The organism is Pseudomonas sp. A6, from assembly GCF_052367875.1.
In the GTDB taxonomy this organism is placed as follows: Bacteria; Pseudomonadota; Gammaproteobacteria; order Pseudomonadales; family Pseudomonadaceae; genus Pseudomonas; species Pseudomonas citronellolis.
In genome coordinates this window covers 6,012,855-6,030,683 of the sequence record NZ_CP198970.1, presented here as the reverse complement: position 1 = coordinate 6,030,683, position 17,829 = coordinate 6,012,855, and the positions used below count along the sequence as shown (strand labels likewise).

General features: G+C 68.9%; 15 protein-coding genes. 6 read left to right on the top strand and 9 right to left on the bottom strand.

Annotation, left to right across the window (positions count from 1 at the left end; all coding sequences use genetic code 11):
* Positions 1 to 61 precede the first annotated feature (61 nt).
* Positions 62 to 880, bottom strand: coding sequence for a M90 family metallopeptidase (locus tag ACTWJ5_RS26460; protein ID WP_116425577.1), 819 nt, complete (start codon positions 878 to 880; stop codon positions 62 to 64).
* Positions 881 to 887: 7 nt separating this feature from the next.
* Positions 888 to 1,547: a DedA family protein gene (locus ACTWJ5_RS26455; protein ID WP_043273221.1), complete on the bottom strand. Its 660-nt coding sequence runs from the start codon at positions 1,545 to 1,547 to the stop codon at positions 888 to 890.
* Between the two features lie 191 nt (positions 1,548 to 1,738).
* Here ACTWJ5_RS26455 and ACTWJ5_RS26450 point away from each other — a divergent pair, with 191 nt between their 5' ends.
* A complete protein-coding gene (locus ACTWJ5_RS26450; protein ID WP_253410260.1) occupies positions 1,739 to 3,319 on the top strand; it encodes a protein kinase in 1,581 nt (526 codons plus the stop codon).
* Here ACTWJ5_RS26450 and ACTWJ5_RS26445 read toward each other — a convergent pair.
* From ACTWJ5_RS26445 to eat, 5 genes are all read right to left on the bottom strand, one after another.
* Positions 3,215 to 4,105, bottom strand: a complete 891-nt coding sequence (locus ACTWJ5_RS26445) for a substrate-binding periplasmic protein (protein ID WP_074984937.1) — start codon at positions 4,103 to 4,105, stop codon at positions 3,215 to 3,217. The two genes, ACTWJ5_RS26450 and ACTWJ5_RS26445, sit on opposite strands and share 105 nt — an antisense overlap.
* A 92-nt stretch (positions 4,106 to 4,197) precedes the next feature.
* Positions 4,198 to 4,662, bottom strand: a complete 465-nt coding sequence (locus tag ACTWJ5_RS26440) for a GNAT family N-acetyltransferase (protein WP_009615966.1) — start codon at positions 4,660 to 4,662, stop codon at positions 4,198 to 4,200.
* Positions 4,663 to 5,224: 562 nt separating this feature from the next.
* The gene (eutC, locus tag ACTWJ5_RS26435) at positions 5,225 to 6,037 is read right to left on the bottom strand and encodes an ethanolamine ammonia-lyase subunit EutC (RefSeq protein ID WP_253392235.1); all 813 of its coding nucleotides are present in this window, start codon (positions 6,035 to 6,037) and stop codon (positions 5,225 to 5,227) included.
* A gap of 10 nt (positions 6,038 to 6,047) precedes the next feature.
* On the bottom strand, positions 6,048 to 7,442 hold the full coding sequence (locus tag ACTWJ5_RS26430) for an ethanolamine ammonia-lyase subunit EutB (protein WP_074984943.1): 1,395 nt from the start codon (positions 7,440 to 7,442) through the stop codon (positions 6,048 to 6,050).
* Between the two features lie 52 nt (positions 7,443 to 7,494).
* The gene (eat, locus tag ACTWJ5_RS26425; protein ID WP_116425572.1) at positions 7,495 to 8,859 is read right to left on the bottom strand and encodes an ethanolamine permease; all 1,365 of its coding nucleotides are present in this window, start codon (positions 8,857 to 8,859) and stop codon (positions 7,495 to 7,497) included.
* A 283-nt stretch (positions 8,860 to 9,142) separates the two neighbouring features.
* Between eat and qhpR the strand changes: the two genes are divergently transcribed.
* Positions 9,143 to 10,192 carry an AraC-like transcriptional regulator QhpR gene (qhpR, locus tag ACTWJ5_RS26420; protein WP_253392236.1) on the top strand — a complete coding sequence of 350 codons (1,050 nt, stop codon included), beginning with the start codon at positions 9,143 to 9,145 and terminating at the stop codon, positions 10,190 to 10,192.
* A 361-nt stretch (positions 10,193 to 10,553) separates the two neighbouring features.
* Here the strand turns inward: qhpR and exaC are convergent, their stop codons facing one another.
* Entirely contained in the window at positions 10,554 to 12,074 is a 1,521-nt protein-coding gene (exaC, locus tag ACTWJ5_RS26415; protein WP_009615972.1) for an acetaldehyde dehydrogenase ExaC, read from the bottom strand.
* 304 nt (positions 12,075 to 12,378) lie between these two features.
* Here exaC and ACTWJ5_RS26410 point away from each other — a divergent pair, with 304 nt between their 5' ends.
* From ACTWJ5_RS26410 to ACTWJ5_RS26395, 4 genes are all read left to right on the top strand, one after another.
* Positions 12,379 to 14,289, top strand: coding sequence for a sigma-54-dependent Fis family transcriptional regulator (locus tag ACTWJ5_RS26410; protein WP_444436855.1), 1,911 nt, complete (start codon positions 12,379 to 12,381; stop codon positions 14,287 to 14,289).
* Between the two features lie 309 nt (positions 14,290 to 14,598).
* On the top strand, positions 14,599 to 15,951 hold the full coding sequence (gene mpl / locus ACTWJ5_RS26405) for a UDP-N-acetylmuramate:L-alanyl-gamma-D-glutamyl-meso-diaminopimelate ligase (protein ID WP_444436854.1): 1,353 nt from the start codon (positions 14,599 to 14,601) through the stop codon (positions 15,949 to 15,951).
* Between the two features lies 1 nt (position 15,952).
* The gene (ubiX, locus tag ACTWJ5_RS26400) at positions 15,953 to 16,582 is read left to right on the top strand and encodes a flavin prenyltransferase UbiX (protein WP_064584270.1); all 630 of its coding nucleotides are present in this window, start codon (positions 15,953 to 15,955) and stop codon (positions 16,580 to 16,582) included.
* Between the two features lie 16 nt (positions 16,583 to 16,598).
* Entirely contained in the window at positions 16,599 to 16,859 is a 261-nt protein-coding gene (locus tag ACTWJ5_RS26395; protein ID WP_009615977.1) for a YceK/YidQ family lipoprotein, read from the top strand.
* 319 nt (positions 16,860 to 17,178) lie between these two features.
* On the opposite strand, the gene ACTWJ5_RS26390 is transcribed toward ACTWJ5_RS26395, so the two are convergent.
* The gene (locus tag ACTWJ5_RS26390) at positions 17,179 to 17,820 is read right to left on the bottom strand and encodes an oxidoreductase (RefSeq protein ID WP_074984955.1); all 642 of its coding nucleotides are present in this window, start codon (positions 17,818 to 17,820) and stop codon (positions 17,179 to 17,181) included.
* Positions 17,821 to 17,829 lie beyond the last annotated feature (9 nt).

The following is a 17,829-nucleotide window of genomic DNA, read 5'->3' as shown; positions in this document are numbered from 1 at the left end:
TCGGGCCGAAAAAGTGCGGCGGATTATAGGCAGATTGCCGTGGCCAAGCCACAGACATCGCTCAGTGCGCCGGAGTTTCCTGATAGTCGGGGTGCTCGCGCTGCAGTCGTTGCAGGCGCGCAAGCGGATCTTGCCGGTAGAACAGCCCCAGTTGCTCGTAGACCTTCGGATAGGCCCGGTGCAGCAGGTCCGGGGCGGTGAAGAAGTATTCGCTGGTGACGGCGAAGAATTCCGCCGGGTTCTCCGCCGCGTAGGGGTCGATGGCGGTGTGCGCCTCGGGATGGCGGTCGAGCTTGCGGTTCATCTCGTCGTAGGCCGATTTCATGGCCGCCGACCAGTCGCCGATGCGCATGTCGCGGTGCAGCGGCGGCAGGCCGTTGGCGTCGCCGTCGAGCATGTCCAGCTTGTGCGCCAGTTCGTGGATCACCAGGTTGTAGGCGTCCCAGCCGCCGCCGTTTTCCACCCCCGGCCAGGCCAGCACCACCGGGCCCTGCAGCGAGGTTTCGCCGCTGCGCTCGTCGTCGAACTCGTGGATCACCCCGGCCGGGTCGCGGTGCTTCTGCGGGCTGAGGAAGTCGTCGGGGTAGAGCACCAGCTCGTGGAAGCCGCCGTACCAGTTCAGCTCCGGCAGGTGCAGCAGCGGCAACTGGGCCTGGGCCGCCAGCAGCAGGCAGCGGAAGTCGTCCAGCTCGACGCCGGGCAGGGCGGTGAGGTGCTTGTCGCGCAGGAACAGCAGCGCCCGCTCGCCGAGCAGGCGCAGTTCCTCTTCGCTCAGGCCGTCGAGGATCGGCAGGTGGCGCAGCACCTCGGCCCACAGCTGGGCGTCCAGCGGGTGGCGTGCGAGGAAGCGCCGGCGGCGCCAGGCGCTGAACGACCACATCGCGGTATCAGCGCTCCGAGGCCTGCGGCTTGCCGTTGCGCGCCAGCTTGTGGCGGATCACGCCGATCAGCATGGGCACCAGGGAGAAGGCGATGATGGCGATGATCATCACCGACAGGTTCTGCTTGATGAAGGGAACGTTGCCGAAGAAGTAGCCCAGGGTGACCAGGCCGCCGACCCAGGCGATGCTGCCGGCGACGCTGAAGAACAGGAAGCGCAGGTAGGGCATGTAGGCCATGCCGGCGACGAAGGGGGCGAAGGTACGCACGATGGGCAGGAAGCGCGCGAGGGTCACGGTCTTGCCGCCGTGGCGCTCGTAGAAGGCGTGGGTCTGGTCCAGGTAGTCGCGGCGGAACACCTTGGAGTCCGGGTTGCTGAACAGGCGCTTGCCCAGGGTTCGGCCGATCACGTAGTTGGTGCTGTCGCCGCTGATGGCCGCGAACAGCAGCAGGCTGCCCAGCACCCACGGGTCCATGCCGCCGGTGGCGCAGATGGCGCCGGCGATGAACAGCAGGGAGTCGCCGGGGAGGAAGGGCGTTACCACCAGGCCGGTTTCGCAGAAGATCACCAGGAACAGGATGGCGTAGATCCAGGCCCCGTAGTTGTTGACCAGCAGCGAGAGATAGGTGTCGAGATGCAGAACGAGGTCGATCGGGTTGAAATCCATGAGGCGCCTTGAAAACCGCGTGGTGAACTGCCGAGCCCGGCATTATAGGCACCCCCGCGTTGCAGTGGGGCGCGCTTTGTCGCAGGCGTCTGCCTAGGACAGGTTGCAGGATATTACAGCGCGCGAGTGAAAAGACTGTCGGCATGAAGGCTGCAGTTCTGCAGTGGAAATCTCTGTCGGAACCTCGCCCCATGTCCCTGCGTCTTGCCCATTCGCCCCTGCCCGGTGTCGCCCTTGGCGCCGGGCCCGATCTGCCGGCCCAGGCGGCGCGGGTGCGCGCCGAGTGGCTGGGTGGGCGCCAGGGGCGGCCGGCGCTGTTCATGCTGGGGCTGCTCTGGGGGCGCGGCTGCCCCAATCTGGTGCAGGAGTTGGAGGTGCAGCTGGATGCGCTCTTCGCCGACTTCGCCTGCGCGCCCGACGCCTGGTCCGAGGCCCAGGCGGTGCGCCAGGTGCTGGCCTCGCTGAACATGCTGAATTTCCGCCGCGCCCGGGCTGGCCGGCCAAGCGCCGAACTGGCCGCGGGCGTGCTGTTGGTGCAGGGCGGGCAGGCGCATTTCCTGCGTTGCGGCAACATCGGCCTGCTGCGTTACCGCGCCGGTGAGCTGCAGGCCCTGCCCGGCCGGGAGGATGGCAGCCTGGGCGGCCAGGCCGAGCTGCCGCTGACCCAGCACAACCTGTCGCTGCAGGCGGGCGAGGCCTTGCTGATGGCGCCACAGCCGCTGCTCGAGGTGATCGATCGCCGGCCGCTGCTGGAGGGCCTTGGACGGCTCGCCGAGGCTGAGCTGCCGGTGTTGCTGGAGCCGCTGCTGCGGGCGCCCGGCGCCGCCGCGCTGGTGTTGCCGGAGTGCCTGGTGGCGCAGCCGGGCCTGCCCGTGCCCACCGGCTGGCCGGCGCCGCCGGTGCTGCGGCCGGGGATAGCGCTGGAAGGCTGGCGGCTGCTGGAGGCCTGCCCCTATGGGCCCGAGGGGCGGCTGTTCCGCGTGCGTCACGAGGATGACCGCGAGGCCTGGCTGCTGGCCGCGGCACAGGCCGCCGACCAGGCCTTCTGGCTGCGCGAATGGGCGCTGCGCGGCTGCAAGGTGGCGAGCTTGCCCGATGTGCTCTCGCCCCGTGTGCCGCGCCAGCACGCCTACCAGCTGTTCGCCCTGCCGGCGGGGCGCTGGCGCAGCCTGGCGGATTGGCGCGGCGCCTGGCGCAAGCCGGGCCCGGCTGAACTGCTGAGTCTGCTGCGGCAACTGGTGGAGGCCCTGCGGGCTTTGCAGCGGCGGGGTATGCAGGGGCTGTGGATATCTCCGCGGCAGATCGTGGTGGACGAGCGCGGGCGCCTGCTGCTGTTGCCGGAGCTGGCGGCGATCGTGCCGGGCTGCCCGCGTCAGGCGTTGCCGGCCGATGTGCTGCCGCTGGCGCCGGAGCTGCGCGCGGGTGGCGCGCTGGACAGCCGCGCCGAGCAGTTCGTGGTGGCCGCCTACGCCTACTGGCTGGCCAGCGGGCGCTGGCCCGAGCCGGCCTTGCCGGAGGCTGGCGCGGCAGTGCGTTATCAACCCCTGGCGGACCTCGGGGTGGCTGTGCCGCCCGGCTGGGATGGTTGCCTGGCGCGGGCCCTGGCGCCGGAGCCGGAAAACCGCTTCGAGGCGCTGTCGGAACTGGTCCAGGCCCTGGAGGCCGGGTTAGCGCAGGCTCGCCTGCCAGTCCAGGGTTGGCGCCGCTGGGCGGTTGTCGGCGCCTTCGCGGGCGCGGTCGTGGCCGGCGGCGCCTGGTACCTGCTCGGCTAGCGGGTGTTCGGCCACGGCGCGCATGCCCTGGGCGGTTTCCAGGTGGGCGTCGGCGATCAACTGTTGCAGGCGACCGCTTTGGCGCAGCGTACGCAGGCCGCGGTCGAGGTTGGCGGCCAGCGCCTCGCCGCCGGTGCGGGTCTTGGGAATCAGCACGTAGAGGGGCTTGACCTCAAGCGGCGGCTCGATGAATTCCAGCTGTTCGCGCAGCGCCGGGGCGTTGCGCGCCAGCAGGTGGTAGCCGGTGTAGCGGTCCACCACCGCCAGGTCGAGGCGCCCGCGCAGGAGTTTTTCCAGGTTCTGCCAGTCGTTGTTGACCACTTCCTTGGTGAGGAAGTCGGCCTTGTCGAAGTCCGCCTGGTTGACGTAGCCGCGCACCACGCCGATGCGGTAGGGGCGCAGGCTGTCGAGGTCGCCGGCGCGGTAGGCGATGGCGCGGTCGCGGCGGTGGAAGAAGCCCAGCTGCGAGTCCAGCAGCGGCATCGAGGTGTAGAAGTCGCGGCTGCGGTCGGCCGACAGGTAGGCCGGCATCAGGGCGTCGTAGTGGCCTTCGCGGGTTTCGTTGAGGGCCCGCTGCCAGGGCAGGAACACCCGTTCGGCGCGGTCGCCGTTGAGCGCCAGGGCCTCGTCGAGGATGCGGCTGGCCAGGCCCTGGCCGGGCAGGTCGGCGCCGACGTAGGGTTCCCAGTCGAGGGTGGCCACGCGCAGGGTATCGGCCTGGACGGTGCCCAGGCCGAACAGCAGGAGCAGGGTGAAGTGACGCAGTAGACGCTGGGGATTGCCCATGGAGCCCCTTAGCCGCCGAACGCCGGGCGGCACGTGCGATGCTTCACTGTAATGCTGGCGTTAAGCCATTGCCAGCGTAATGCGCCCTCGGCTTAGACGAGATCGTCACTGATGGGCAGGATGTAGTTCTTGAACTCGGTGTCCTCGCGGAAACCGATGGACTCGTAGACCTTCTGCGCCACCTCGTTGTTGGTGCTGGTGGACACGCGCATGCGCACGGCGTTGGTTTCCCGCGCCATCTGCCGGGCGTGCTGCAGCAGGTGGTCGGCCACCAGCTGGCGGCGGGCGTCCTCGGCGACGTAGATGTCGTTGAGGATCCACACGCGCTTGAGCGACAGCGAGGAGAAGCTCGGGTAGAGCTGGCAGAAGCCCAGCAGCTTGTCGTCGCTGTCGTCCGGCAGCGCCAGGTAGATCACCGACTCCTTGCGCTTCAGGCGCTTCTCGAGGAATTTCCGCGAGGATTCGGGGTAGGGCAGCATCCCGTAGAACTCACGGTACTTGACGAACAGCGGGGCGAGCAGGTCGAGGTGATCGAGGGTGGCTTGCACGATGCGCATGGGCGGATCTCTGCGTTCGGTGAATGGGCTGCTGTCACGATGCAGGTGCTGTGCCAGCACAGCACTGCCCGGATGCTGCACCAGAAATCGTTGAAAGCGCAATCCAAGCGAGCGTTTGATCGACAGTGGTGTTTCGGTGTGCGTGTGGGGTGGCGGTGTTCCGGCCAACGGCGGATAACCGCGAACGGTTATGCGCCCTACGTTCCATGGGCTCGGCCGTAGGAGCGGATTCATCTGCGATAGCCGGCCACGCACCCTGCTCATGTAGGAGCGCGCCCTGCGCGCGAATCGCGGGCAGGGCCCGCTCCTACGCCCTCCGGCAAACACAAGACCCGTAGGATGGCGTTGAGCGAAGCGATACCCATCACCACGACCGCATGGGTTTCGCCAAGGCTCAACCCATCCTACGAAAAGCGCCTTGGCGCAGCCGGCAAGACAGTTGCTCCTACCGTACGGGCAGGCCCGGCTTCTCGTAGGAGCGAGCTTGCTCGCGAACAGACGCCGTGCCATGCGGTTCGCGAGCAAGCTCGCTCCTACGAAGGGCGTTTCGGCGCAGCCGGCCTCAGCGCCCGGCCAGCAGGAAGTTGGCCCCCGGCCCCTGGCCTTCCAGCGTCGGCAGTTCCGCCTCGTCCTTCAGGTTCACCCCCGAGAGCTGGCGGCGGCAGGCTTCGCGCATCAGGTACAGCAGGCGGTGGGCGGCCATGCCGTAGCTCAGGCCTTCCAGGCGCACGTTGGAGATGCAGTTGCGGTAGGCGTCGTTCAGGCCCACCTTCGGCGCCCAGGTGAAGTACAGGCCGAGGCTGTCCGGCGAGCTGAGGCCGGGGCGTTCGCCGATGAGGATGACCACCATCTTCGCCCGCAGCAGTTCGCCGACCTCGTCCGCCACCGCCACGCGCCCCTGTTGCACCAGTGCCACCGGCGACAGGCTCCAGTTCTCGGTTGCGGCCATGTCCTCCAGGCGTTCCAGGAAGGGCAGGGCATGGCGCTGCACGGCCAGCGCGGAGAGACCGTCGGCCACCACCACGGCCAGGTCGTAGCCCGCGGGGTTGGCCTCGCCGTGCTGGCGCAGCAGGGTCGCCGAGTCTTCGTCCAGGCGGCGGCCCAGGTCGGGGCGCTGCAGGTAGGTGTGGCGGTCGGCGGCGGCGCTGTGCAGCAGCAGGCTTGCGCGCCCGCGTTCGGCCAGGGCGGCGCTCAGGCCGGCGTGGTCGAAGGGCAGGTGCACGGCGTCGCGGGCCTGGGCGTGGGCGAACTGGAAGTCCAGTTGCGCCCTGGTCGGCAGGCTGGTGCCGGCGCGGCCCAGGGCGATACGCGCGGGGGTCAGGCGGCGCAGTTCCTGCCAGGGGTTGGGGGTGGCGGTGGACTTCTCTTCGCTCATCCGCGCGTCCTCAGTTCAGTTGCGCCAGGGCCGGGCGGAACGCCGGCGGCAGTTGCTCGGCCAGGCGCACCTTGCCTTCGCGCTGCTGCAGGATGTGCATGCGTTCCAGCCATGCCTCGAACTCCGGCGCCGGGCGCAGGCCCAGGCTCTGGCGGGCGTAGAGGGCGTCGTGGAAGGAGGTGGTCTGGTAGTTGAGCATCACGTCGTCGGAGCCGGGGATGCCCATGATGAAGTTGATGCCGGCCACGCCCAGCAGGGTCAGCAGCATGTCCATGTCGTCCTGGTCGGCCTCGGCATGGTTGGTGTAGCAGATGTCGCAGCCCATGGGCACGCCCAGCAGCTTGCCGCAGAAGTGGTCCTCCAGGCCGGCGCGGATGATCTGCTTGCCGTTGTACAGGTATTCCGGGCCGATGAAGCCGACCACGGTGTTCACCAGGAACGGCTTGAAATGCCGGGCCACGGCGTAGGCGCGGGCCTCGCAGGTCTGCTGGTCGACGCCGTGGTGGGCGTTGGCCGACAGCGCGCTGCCCTGGCCGGTCTCGAAGTACATGAGGTTGTCGCCCAGTGTCCCGCGCTTGAGCGACAGGCCCGCCTCGTAGCCTTCCTGGAGGATCGCCAGGCTCACGCCGAAGCTGGCGTTGGCCGCCTCGGTGCCGGCGATGGACTGGAACACCAGGTCCAGCGGCGCGCCGCGGTTGATCGCCTCGATGGAGCTGGTGACGTGGGTCAGCACGCAGGACTGGGTGGGGATTTCGTAGCGCTGGATGATGGCGTCGAGCATCTCCAGCAGGGTGCAGATGGATTGCAGGCTGTCGGTGGCCGGGTTGATCCCCAGCATGGCGTCGCCGTTGCCGTAGAGCAGGCCGTCGAGGACGCTGGCGGCGATGCCGGCGGGGTCGTCGGTGGGGTGGTTGGGCTGCAGCCGGGTGGACAGCCGGCCGCGCAGGCCCAGTGTGTTGCGGAAGCGGGTGACCACGCGGATTTTCTGCGCCACCAGCACCAGGTCCTGCACACGCATGATCTTCGATACCGCCGCCGCCATCTCCGGCGTCAGCCCCGGCGCCAGGGCGCGCAGGCTGGCCTCGTCGGCGGCGTCGCCGAGCAGCCAGTCGCGGAAGTCGCCCACCGTCAGGTGGCTGACCGGGGCGAAGGCGGCGCGGTCGTGACCGTCGATGATCAGGCGGGTGACTTCGTCCTGCTCGTAGGGGATCAGCGCCTCGTCGAGGAAGCGCTTGAGCGGCACCTCGGCCAGGGCCATCTGCGCGGCCACGCGCTCGGCGTCGCTGCCGGCGGCGACGCCGGCCAGGCAGTCGCCGGAGCGCGCCGGGCTGGCCTTGGCCATCAGCTGCCTGAGGCTGTCGAAGCGCCAGGTCTGGCCACCGACGCTGTGGGCGTATCCGGGCATGGGAACTCCTTGTGCTCAACGGCGCCGGACCTCGCGGCCCGGCGCGGGTGGATCAACCTTCGCTGGCGAAGCTGGCCGGCACGCCACGGCGCGCGGCGATCACCAGGTTGCAGCAGATGAAGCCGGCGAGCATCAGCGCCAGGAACACCAGGGCGATCACCTGGTTGTACCACAGCATGGCCGCCAGGCAGACCAGCGCCAGGGCCAGGGCGATGCCCGGCACGATCGGGTAGCCGGGCGCGCGAAAGGTGCGCTCCAGGTGCGGCTCGCTGCGGCGCAGCTTGAACAGGCTGAGCATGCTCATGATGTACATGACGATGGCGCCGAACACGCTCATGGTGATCATCGCGGCGGTCAGGGTCATGCCCTGCAGGCTGATCAGGTTGTCGCTGAAGATCGCCGCGATGCCCACCACGCCGCCGGCGAGGATGGCCCGGTGCGGGGTCTGGAAGCGCGACAGCTTCGCCAGGCCCGCGGGCAGGAAGCCGGCGCGGGCCAGGGCGAAGAATTGCCGAGAGTAGCCGAGGATGATGCCGTGGAAGCTGGCCACCAGGCCGAACAGGCCGATCCACACCAGCATGTGCATCCAGGTGGAGTTGTTGCCGACCACCGCCTTCATGGCCTGCGGCAGCGGGTCGTTGATGTTTGACAGCTCGCGCCAGTCGCCGACGCCGCCGGCGAAGATCATCACGCCGATGGCCAGGGTCACCAGGGTGAGGATGCCGGCGATGTAGGCGCGCGGGATGGTGCGTTTCGGGTCCTTGGCTTCCTCGGCGGCCATGGCCGCGCCCTCGATGGCGAGGAAGAACCAGATGGCGAAGGGAATGGCCGCGAAGATGCCGCCGATGGCCGCGCTGCTGAAGGTGCTGGAGCCGGCCCAGCCGTTGAGCACGAAGTTGCTGAAGCTGAAGCCCGGCGCCACCACGCCCATGAACACCAGCAGCTCGGCCACGGCGAGCACGGTGACCACCAGTTCGAAGGTGGCGGCGATGCTCACGCCGAGGATGTTCAGCGTCATGAAGATGGCGTAGGCGCCGGTGGCCGCCCATTTCGGGTCCAGCGCCGGGAACTGCACGTTGAGGTAGGCGCCGATGGCCATGGCGATGGCCGGCGGGGCGAAGACGAATTCGATCAGGGTGGCGATGCCGGCGATGGTCGCGCCGTTCTTGCCGAAGGCCCGCAGGCTGTAGGCGAAGGGCCCGCCGGCGTGGGGGATGGCGGTGGTCAGCTCGGTGTAGCTGAAGATGAAGCAGGTATACATCAGGGCCACCATCAGGGTGGTGACCAGGAAGCCCAGGGTGCCGGCGGTGCCCCAGCCGTAGCTCCAGCCGAAGTACTCGCCGGAAATCACCAGGCCCACGGCCAGGCCCCAGAGGTGCAAGGTTCCCAGCGTCGGTTTTAGTTGTGATGCGCTCATTGCGGACTCCTCTGCCCCTCGGGGCGTGGACGGGTTGCCTGGCTTCGATGGTAGCGACGGCGGGGGCCCAGGACTTGACCCTGGAGCCCGCCGTGCGGCCTCTGCGGTCAAGTTGCAACGAGGTGTTACCCATCGCCCCAGGATGGCGCGAGGCCTGCACGGGAATGTCGCGTCCACGGGCCGATGCGGCGGCTGTCATGGGGCATTTCGGGCCTCCGGGGCGAGGCACGGTAATTGCTACGTGGTTTTGTCGGATAAGCGATCAATAACAACGAGCGTGCCCATGAACCCGTCCCTGTTTTCCTGTGCCGTCGCCACGCCCTCGGCGAGCAACCTGGGCGTGCTGTCCGCCGCCGCCAGTGGCCTGGATGGCTTCATCACCGCCCAGGGCGGCGACATCGACCGCGTCTTCGGCCGCGCCGGCATCGACCCCGAGCGCCTGCGCCACCCCACCCTGAGCCTGGCCCTGACCAACTACTGCCAGGTGCTGGAAGAGGCGGCGCGGCAGTCCGGCTGCGACAACTTCGGCCTGCGCTACGGCCAGCAGTTCCAGCCCCGCGCCCTTGGCCTGCTGGGCTACGTGGGGCTGTGTTCGGAAACCCTGGAAGACGCCCTGCGCAACTTCGCTGCGGCTTTTCCCTTCCATCAGCACAGCACCCTGATCCGCCTGGTGGATTGCGGCGAGTGCTTCCGCTTCGACTACCAGGTGCAGCACGGCGCCATCCTCGATCGCCGGCAGGATGCCGAACTGACCATGGGCATGGCGCTGAACCTGCTGCGCCACGCCCTCGGCCAGGACTGGTCGCCGCGCGCGGTGGGCTTCGAGCATGCCCGTCCGGAGGACTGGCAGGAGCACGCGCGGGTGTTCGGCGCGCCGGTGCATTTCCAGCGCGGCTGCAATTCGCTGCTGGTGCCCAAGGCCGACATCAAGGGCCGGCTGATGCCCGAGAGCGACGCCAACCTGCTGTTCCTGGTGCAGGACGTGATCCGCCGCCTGGGCGAGCAGGGCCGCGGGCCGGACCTGCTGGAAGACGCCGGCACCCAGATCCGCCTGGCCCTGAGCGAGGGCGAACCGGTGCTGGAACTGATCGCCGAACGCCTGGAGCTGACCAACGCCGGCCTGCAACGGCGCCTGCGCGAGGCCGGGCTGAGCTTCAGCCAACTGGTGGAAAACACCCGCCGCGAACTGGCGGTGCACTACCTGCGCCAGCGCCAGCGGCCGATCTCCGAACTGGCGCCGCTGCTGGGCTACTCCGAGACCAGCGCCTTCTCCCGCGCCTTCCGCCGCTGGTTCGGCGTGAGCCCGCGGCAGTGGCGCAGCGATGAGGCCTGATCTTCCCGGCCGCGCCGGCGCGCTCTTCGTAGGAGCGAGCTTGCTCGCGAACAGACCCCGCTGCGGGGCTCATTCGCGAGCAAGCTCGCTCCTACGAAAAGCCGTGCACGCCTGCAACGTAGGACCTTGACCGCGATAACCGGAGATTCCGGCGCGGATTATGCTGCGCGACCCGCGCCGTTCCCATGTAGGAGCGCGCCCTGCGCGCGAATCGCGGGCAGGACCCGCTCCTACAGGTTGACTGCGAATTTCCCATCCATGGCGGGAGATAATGGCGAGTAACCGCGAACGCTTACTTCTTCGAGGCGAAAAAAAGCGCGGCCCGAAGGCCGCGCGGAAGAGAGTCGGAAGCTCGCTGCTATCAGAAGAAGCCCAGCGGATTGATGTCGTAGCTGACCAGCAGGTTCTTGGTCTGCTGGTAGTGGTCGAGCATCATCTTGTGGGTCTCGCGGCCCACGCCGGATTTCTTGTAGCCGCCGAACGCGGCGTGCGCCGGGTACAGGTGGTAGCAGTTGGTCCACACGCGGCCGGCCTTGATGCCGCGGCCCATGCGGTAGGCGCGGTTGATGTCGCGGGTCCAGACGCCGGCGCCCAGGCCGTACTCGGTGTCGTTGGCAATCGCCAGGGCCTCGGCCTCGTCCTTGAAGGTGGTGACGCCCACCACCGGGCCGAAGATTTCTTCCTGGAATACGCGCATCTTGTTGCTGCCCTTGAGCAGCGTCGGCTGGATGTAGTAGCCGGTGGCCAGGCTGCCTTCGAGCTTCTCGACCTGGCCGCCGACCAGCACTTCGGCGCCTTCCTGCTGGGCGATGTCGAGGTAGGAGAGGATCTTGTCGAACTGCTGCTGCGAGGCCTGGGCGCCGACCATGGTGTCGGTGTCCAGCGGGTCGCCGCGCTTGATCGCCTTGACCTTCTTCATCACTACTTCCATGAACTGCGGGTAGATGGATTCCTGCACCAGGGCGCGGGATGGGCAGGTGCACACCTCGCCCTGGTTGAAGAAGGCCAGCACCAGGCCCTCGGCGGCCTTCTCGATGAAGGTCGGTTCGGCCTGCATGATGTCTTCGAAGTAGATGTTCGGGCTCTTGCCGCCCAGCTCGACGGTGCTGGGGATGATGTTCTTCGCCGCGCACTCGAGGATGTGCGAGCCCACCGGGGTGGAGCCGGTGAAGGCGATCTTGGCGATGCGCTTGCTGGTGGCCAGCGCCTCGCCGGCTTCCTTGCCGAAGCCTTGGACGACGTTGAGCACGCCCGGCGGCAGCAGGTCGCCGATGATCTCCATCAGCACGCAGATGCCCAGCGGCGTCTGCTCGGCCGGCTTGAGCACCACGCAGTTGCCGGCGGCCAGGGCCGGGGCGAGTTTCCAGGCGGCCATCAGCAGCGGGAAGTTCCACGGGATGATCTGCCCGACCACGCCCAGCGGCTCGTGGATGTGGTAGGCCACGGTGCTGTCGTTGATCTCCGCGGCCGAGCCTTCCTGGGCGCGGATGCAGCCGGCGAAGTAGCGGAAGTGGTCGGCGGCCAGCGGGATGTCGGCGTTGAGGGTTTCGCGCACCGGCTTGCCGTTGTCCCAGGTCTCGGTGACGGCGAGCACTTCCAGGTTCTGTTCGATGCGGTCGGCGATCTTCAGCAGGACCAGCGAGCGCTCCTGCACCGAAGTGCGGCCCCAGGCATCGGCCGCGGCATGGGCGGCGTCCAGGGCCTTGTCGATGTCGGCGGCGTCGGAGCGGGGGAACTCGGCGATCGGCTGGCCGTTCACCGGCGAGGTGTTGACGAAGTACTGGCCGTTGACCGGCGGTACGAACTCGCCACCGATGTAGTTGCCGTAGCGGGACTTGAAGGAAACGACAGCACCTTGGCTACCGGGTTGGGCGTAACGCATGGTGGATCTCCTGGCTCTTGTGCTTGTTGGGGAGGACGCGTTTGCGGTCTGACAAGCGTAGAGCAAGGGTCGGGCCATGCCAGTGCGAACCGCGTGGTTGCTGGGCCGGCGGTCGGCTTGCGGGCGCGCGCCGACGGGCGGTGTGGCAGCGCTGGCACAGGCCTGGGTGACAGTTTGTCCCGTATCCGGTACAGCGGCTGACCGCCAGGTCACGCGGGCATTGCATTGCGCGGCGCGCTGGACGATGCTGCGGGAACGGTCGCCCCGGGACTGCCTGCCGTCCCTTCCGTGGAGAACCATAACAATGAGTGCGAACGCCATGAGTCGCCACGCCCGCCAGGTCATGACAGTGGCCCGCGGGCAGCAACCGGCCAGCGGCCCCGCCGCCGATCCGTCGATCGCCCGTTCCTGGCTGCGCTGCCTGGAGGAATACCACCTCGACCCGGCGCAGACGCTGCCGCCCACGGTGCTGGAGCACCGGCGCATGCTGGAGCGCCGCGAAGGCCTGCAGCAGGTGCTGGAGATCGCCAGCGGCGAGATGACCAGCCTGCGCCAGCAGCTCGCCGGTGCCGGCCACGCGGTGCTGCTCACCGACGCCCGCGGGGTGATCCTCAACCGCGTCTGCGACGAGGCCGAGCGCGCCACCTTCGAACACGCCGGCCTGTGGCTGGGCGCCGACTGGAGCGAGGCCCGCGAGGGCACCAACGGCATCGGCACCTGCCTGATCGAGCGCCAGGCGCTGACCATCCACCGCGACGAACACTTCCGCAGCCTGCACACCGGCCTGACCTGCTCGGCGAGCCCGGTGTTCGACCCCCACGGCGAACTGCTGGCGGTGCTCGACGTGTCCTCGGCGCGCCGCGACCTGTCGCGGCAGAGCCAGTTCCACACCATGGCGCTGGTCAACCTCTCGGCGAAGATGATCGAGAGCTGCTACTTCCTGCGCCGCTTCGAAGGCCAGTGGCTGCTGCGCTTCCACCTGCAAGCCGAGTACGTCGGGCTGTTCAGCGAGGGCCTGGTGGCCTTCGACGGCGCCGGGCGCATCCTCGCCGCCAACCAGGGCGCGCTGAACCTGCTCGACCGCCCGCGCGACGGCCTGCTCGGCCGATCGGTGGAGGACTGCTTCGACATCCGCCTGGACGAGCTGCTCGGCCGCGCCAGCACCCAGGCCGGCCTCAGCTGGCCGCTGCGCAGCCATGCCGGGCGCCAGTTCCACGCCCAGCTGCGGGGTGAGCCGCGGCCGCTGGCGATTCCCGTATCACGGCCGGCGCCTGTCGCGCCGGGGCTGTGCCTGGGCGACGAGCGCCTGGCCGCGGACTTCCGTCGTGCGCTCAAGGTCTACGCTCACGACGTGCCGCTGCTGCTGCACGGCGAGACCGGCTCGGGCAAGGAGGCCTTCGCCAAGGCCGTGCACCAGTCCGGCGAGCGCGCCGGCAAGGCCTTCGTCGCGCTGAACTGCGCGGCCATCCCGGAAAGCCTGATCGAGAGCGAGCTGTTCGGCTACCGCGGCGGCAGCTTCACCGGCGCGCGCAAGGAAGGCATGCGCGGCAAGCTGCTGCAGGCCGACGGCGGCACCCTGTTCCTCGACGAGATCGGCGACATGCCCCTGGCCTTGCAGACGCGCCTGCTGCGCGTACTGGAAGAGCGCCAGGTGGTGCCCCTGGGCGATGGCGTGGCGCAGCCGGTGGACCTGCGCCTGATCAGCGCCACCCACCGCAACCTGGAGGAGCTGGTGGCCGCCGGCACCTTCCGCGAGGACCTCTACTACCGCCTCAACGGCCTGGTGCTGCAACTGCCGGCCTTGCGCGAGCGCGAGGACCGGCCACAGCTGCTGGCGCAACTGCTCGCCGAGGAATCCCGGGGCCGGCCCATCGTGCTCGACGAGGACGTGCGCCAGGTCCTGCTCGACCATCCCTGGCCGGGCAACGTGCGCCAGCTGCGCAACGTGCTGCGCACCCTGGTGGCGCTGAGCGAGGGCGGCCGCGTGCACCTGGCCGACCTGCCGGTGGACATCCGCCGCGCCGCGCAACCCAAGCCAGAGCCCGAAGCGGAAGCACCCGCCGACTGCCTGCTCGATGCCGAGCGCGGCGCGCTGCTGGCGGTGCTGGAGGCGCAGCGCTGGCACATGAGCCGCACCGCGCAGCAACTGGGCATCAGCCGCAACACCCTCTACCGCAAGCTGCGCCGCCACGGTCTGAGCCGCTCCGTACCGTAGGGCGTACAACCGTTCGCGGTTGTACGCCGTTTGACCCAGGCCCCAGGCGGCTCCGGGTTCGACCTTGGCGGTGGGGCGGCTGTGTAGATGGACGGCTTCAGGTTCGACCTTGGCTTTGGGTGAAGATTGGGTGTATCGGCGTATAACCGCGAACGGTTATACGCCCTACGCCAGGCCCACCAATGGCTTGCGCGGAACCCCCGCCCAATGGCGCCGTCTGATGCTCCCGGCCGCGCCGCGAGAAGGCGGCGCTGTGCTAATCTGCCGCCCATTCGAAGCGCCTTCCCAGGCTTGATTGCAGGAGTCTGCATGCATATCCACATCCTCGGCATCTGCGGCACCTTCATGGGCTCGCTGGCCGTGCTGGCCAAGGAACTGGGGCACCGCGTCACCGGTTCCGACGCCAACGTCTACCCGCCCATGAGCACCCAGCTGCAGGCCCAGGGCATCGAACTGATGCAGGGCTACGAGCCCGCCCACCTGGAGCCGGCGCCGGACCTGGTGGTGATCGGCAACGCCCTGTCGCGCGGCAACCCGGCGGTGGAATACGTGCTGAACAAGGGCCTGCCCTACGTTTCCGGCCCGCAGTGGCTGGCCGACCACGTGCTGCAGGGCCGCTGGGTGCTGGCCGCCGCCGGCACTCACGGCAAGACCACCACCAGCGGCATGCTGGCCTGGGTGCTGGAACACGCCGGCATGAGCCCGGGCTTCCTGATCGGCGGCGTGCCGCAGAACTTCGGCGTCTCCGCGCGCCTGGGCGGCACGCCGTTCTTCGTGGTGGAAGCCGACGAGTACGACAGCGCCTTCTTCGACAAGCGCTCCAAGTTCGTCCACTACCGCCCGCGCACTGCCATCCTGAACAACCTGGAATTCGATCACGCGGACATCTTCCCGGACCTGGCGGCCATCGAGCGGCAGTTCCACCACCTGGTGCGGACCATCCCCGGCGAAGGCCTGATCATCCACCCGGAAAACGAAACCGCGCTCAAGCGCGTGATCGGCATGGGCTGCTGGACGCCGGTGCAAACTACCGGCGAGGGCGGCCAATGGCAGGCGCGCCTGCTCAGCGCCGACGGCTCGCGCTTCGAGGTGCTGTTCGACGGCGCCGCCCAGGGCACGGTGGAATGGGAACTGACCGGCCAGCACAACGTCGCCAACGCCCTGGCCTGCCTGGCCGCGGCGCGCCACGTCGGCGTGGTGCCGGAGCTGGGCTGCGCCGCGCTGTCGGCGTTCAAGAGCGTCAAGCGGCGCATGGAGAAGGTCGCCGAAGTGAAGGGCGTGACCCTCTACGACGACTTCGCCCACCACCCCACCGCCATCGCCACCACCCTCGACGGCCTGCGCAAGCGCGTCGGCGACGCCCCGGTGATCGCCGTGGTCGAGCCGCGTTCCAACTCCATGAAGCTCGGTGCCCACCGCGACGGCCTGGCGGACAGCGTCACCCAGGCCGACCGGGTGTTCTGGTACGCGCCGCCGAACCTGGGCTGGGACCTGGCCGCCACCGTGGCCGGCTCGACCGTGCCGACTCAGGTGTGCGATTCCCTGGAGGCCATCATCGAAGGCGTGAGGGCCGTGGCCACGCCGGGCACCCAAGTAGTGATCATGAGCAACGGCGGCTTCGGCGGCCTGCACGGCAAGCTGGCCAAGGCCCTGGAGGACTGAGATGGCGGGAGCCGAACGCGTCACCCTGGCGATGACCGGCGCCTCCGGCGCGCAGTACGGCCTGCGCCTGCTCGACTGCCTGGTGCAGGAAGACCGCGAGGTGCACTTCTTGATTTCCAAGGCCGCGCAACTGGTGGTGGCCACCGAGACCGACGTGACCCTGCCGGGCAAGCCCCAGGCGATGCAGGCTTTCCTCAGCGAATACACCGGCGCCGCGCCGGGGCAGATCCGCGTCTACGGCAAGGAAGACTGGATGGCCCCGGTGGCTTCCGGCTCCGGCGCGCCCGGCGCCATGGTGGTGGTGCCTTGCTCCACCGGCACGCTGTCGGCGATCGCCAGCGGCGCCTGCAACAACCTGATCGAGCGCGCCGCCGACGTCGCCCTGAAGGAGCGCCGCCAGCTGATCCTGGTGCCGCGCGAGGCGCCGCTCTCCAGCATCCACCTGGAGAACATGCTCAAGCTGTCCAACCTGGGCGCGGTGATCCTGCCGGCGGCGCCGGGTTTCTACCATCAGCCGCAGACCATCGACGACCTGGTCGACTTCGTGGTCGCGCGCATCCTCAACCAACTGGGCATTCCCCAGGACATGCTGCCGCGCTGGGGCGAACACCACCTTGTCAGTGACGAATAAGCTCCTCGCCGCCCTGATGCTGCTGCAACTGGGCGGCTGCGCCACCGTGAAGACCCTCAACGCCAACAAGCCCGGCGCCCCGCTGATCTACGCCGGCACGCGGCTGGACTGGTATTCCATCAACGGCGGTTGTTGCCCGCAGGATCATTACGGCACCGAGGCGCCGAAATACCCGCGGCTGGACCTGCCGGGTAGCGCGTTGCTGGACACCGTGCTGTTGCCGCTGTCGATCGCCGCCGAGCTGGGGATCGGCCTGCAGGTGTGGGGCGGGAATTGACGCCGCGGGCCCTGCCCGCGATTTCGCGCGCAGGGCGCGCTCCTGCAGGTGGGCGTCGCGTAGGAGCGGATCTTATCCGCGAACCGCGCCGGAACCTCCGGCTATCGCGGACAAGGTCCGCTCCAGGGGAATGCCATGCCTCATGCCGAACTGTAGGAGCGGGCCCTGCCCGCGAAATCGCGCGCAGGTTGCGCTCCTGTAGGTGGGCGTTGCGTAGGAGCGGATCTTATCCGCGAACCGCGCCGGAACCTCCGGCTATCGCTACATTGCAGGCGAACACCGCTTTTCGTAGGAGCGAGCATCTCGGCGCAACTGGGGGTTATTTCCCGAGCCTGCGCAGCTCATCCGACTCCACGAACCGCACACCCTTGCCCGTCTCCAGGGCCAGGCGCCAGAGGGCGCGGGCCAGGGCGCAGGCTTCGATGCCGTGCAGCTTGCCGGGGAGGATGCGGGCGAAGGGCGCGGCGAGCAGTTCGGCCAGGCGGATTTCCTCGCGCTGGCCCAGCAGCAGGGACGGGCGGGCGATGGTCAGTTGCGCCCAGCCCTGTTTCTGCAGGGCTTCTTCCAGCTCGCCCTTGACGCGGTTGTAGAACAGCGAGGACTTGCTGTCCGCGCCCAGCGCGCTGACCACCACGTAGTGCCGCGCGCCGAGCTTGAGCGCGTGCTCGCCCAGGGCCAGCGGCAGGTCGTGGTCCACCGCCTTGAAGGCCGCTTCGGAGCCTGCCTCCTTGAGCGTGGTGCCCAGGCAGCAGAACACCGTGTCCACCGGCCCGGCCAGGCCGGGGATGAGTTCGGCCAGCGGGCCGATGGGGTTCTCCAGGCGCGGGTGGGCGGCCAGTGGCCGGCGCGTCGGCGCCAGCACGCGCTTGACCGTCGGCTCGCTGAGCATGCGGTCGAGCAGGTGTTCGCCGGTGAGGCCGGTGGCGCCGGCGAGAATGACATGCGTCGGTGTTGAATACATCCTGGTTTC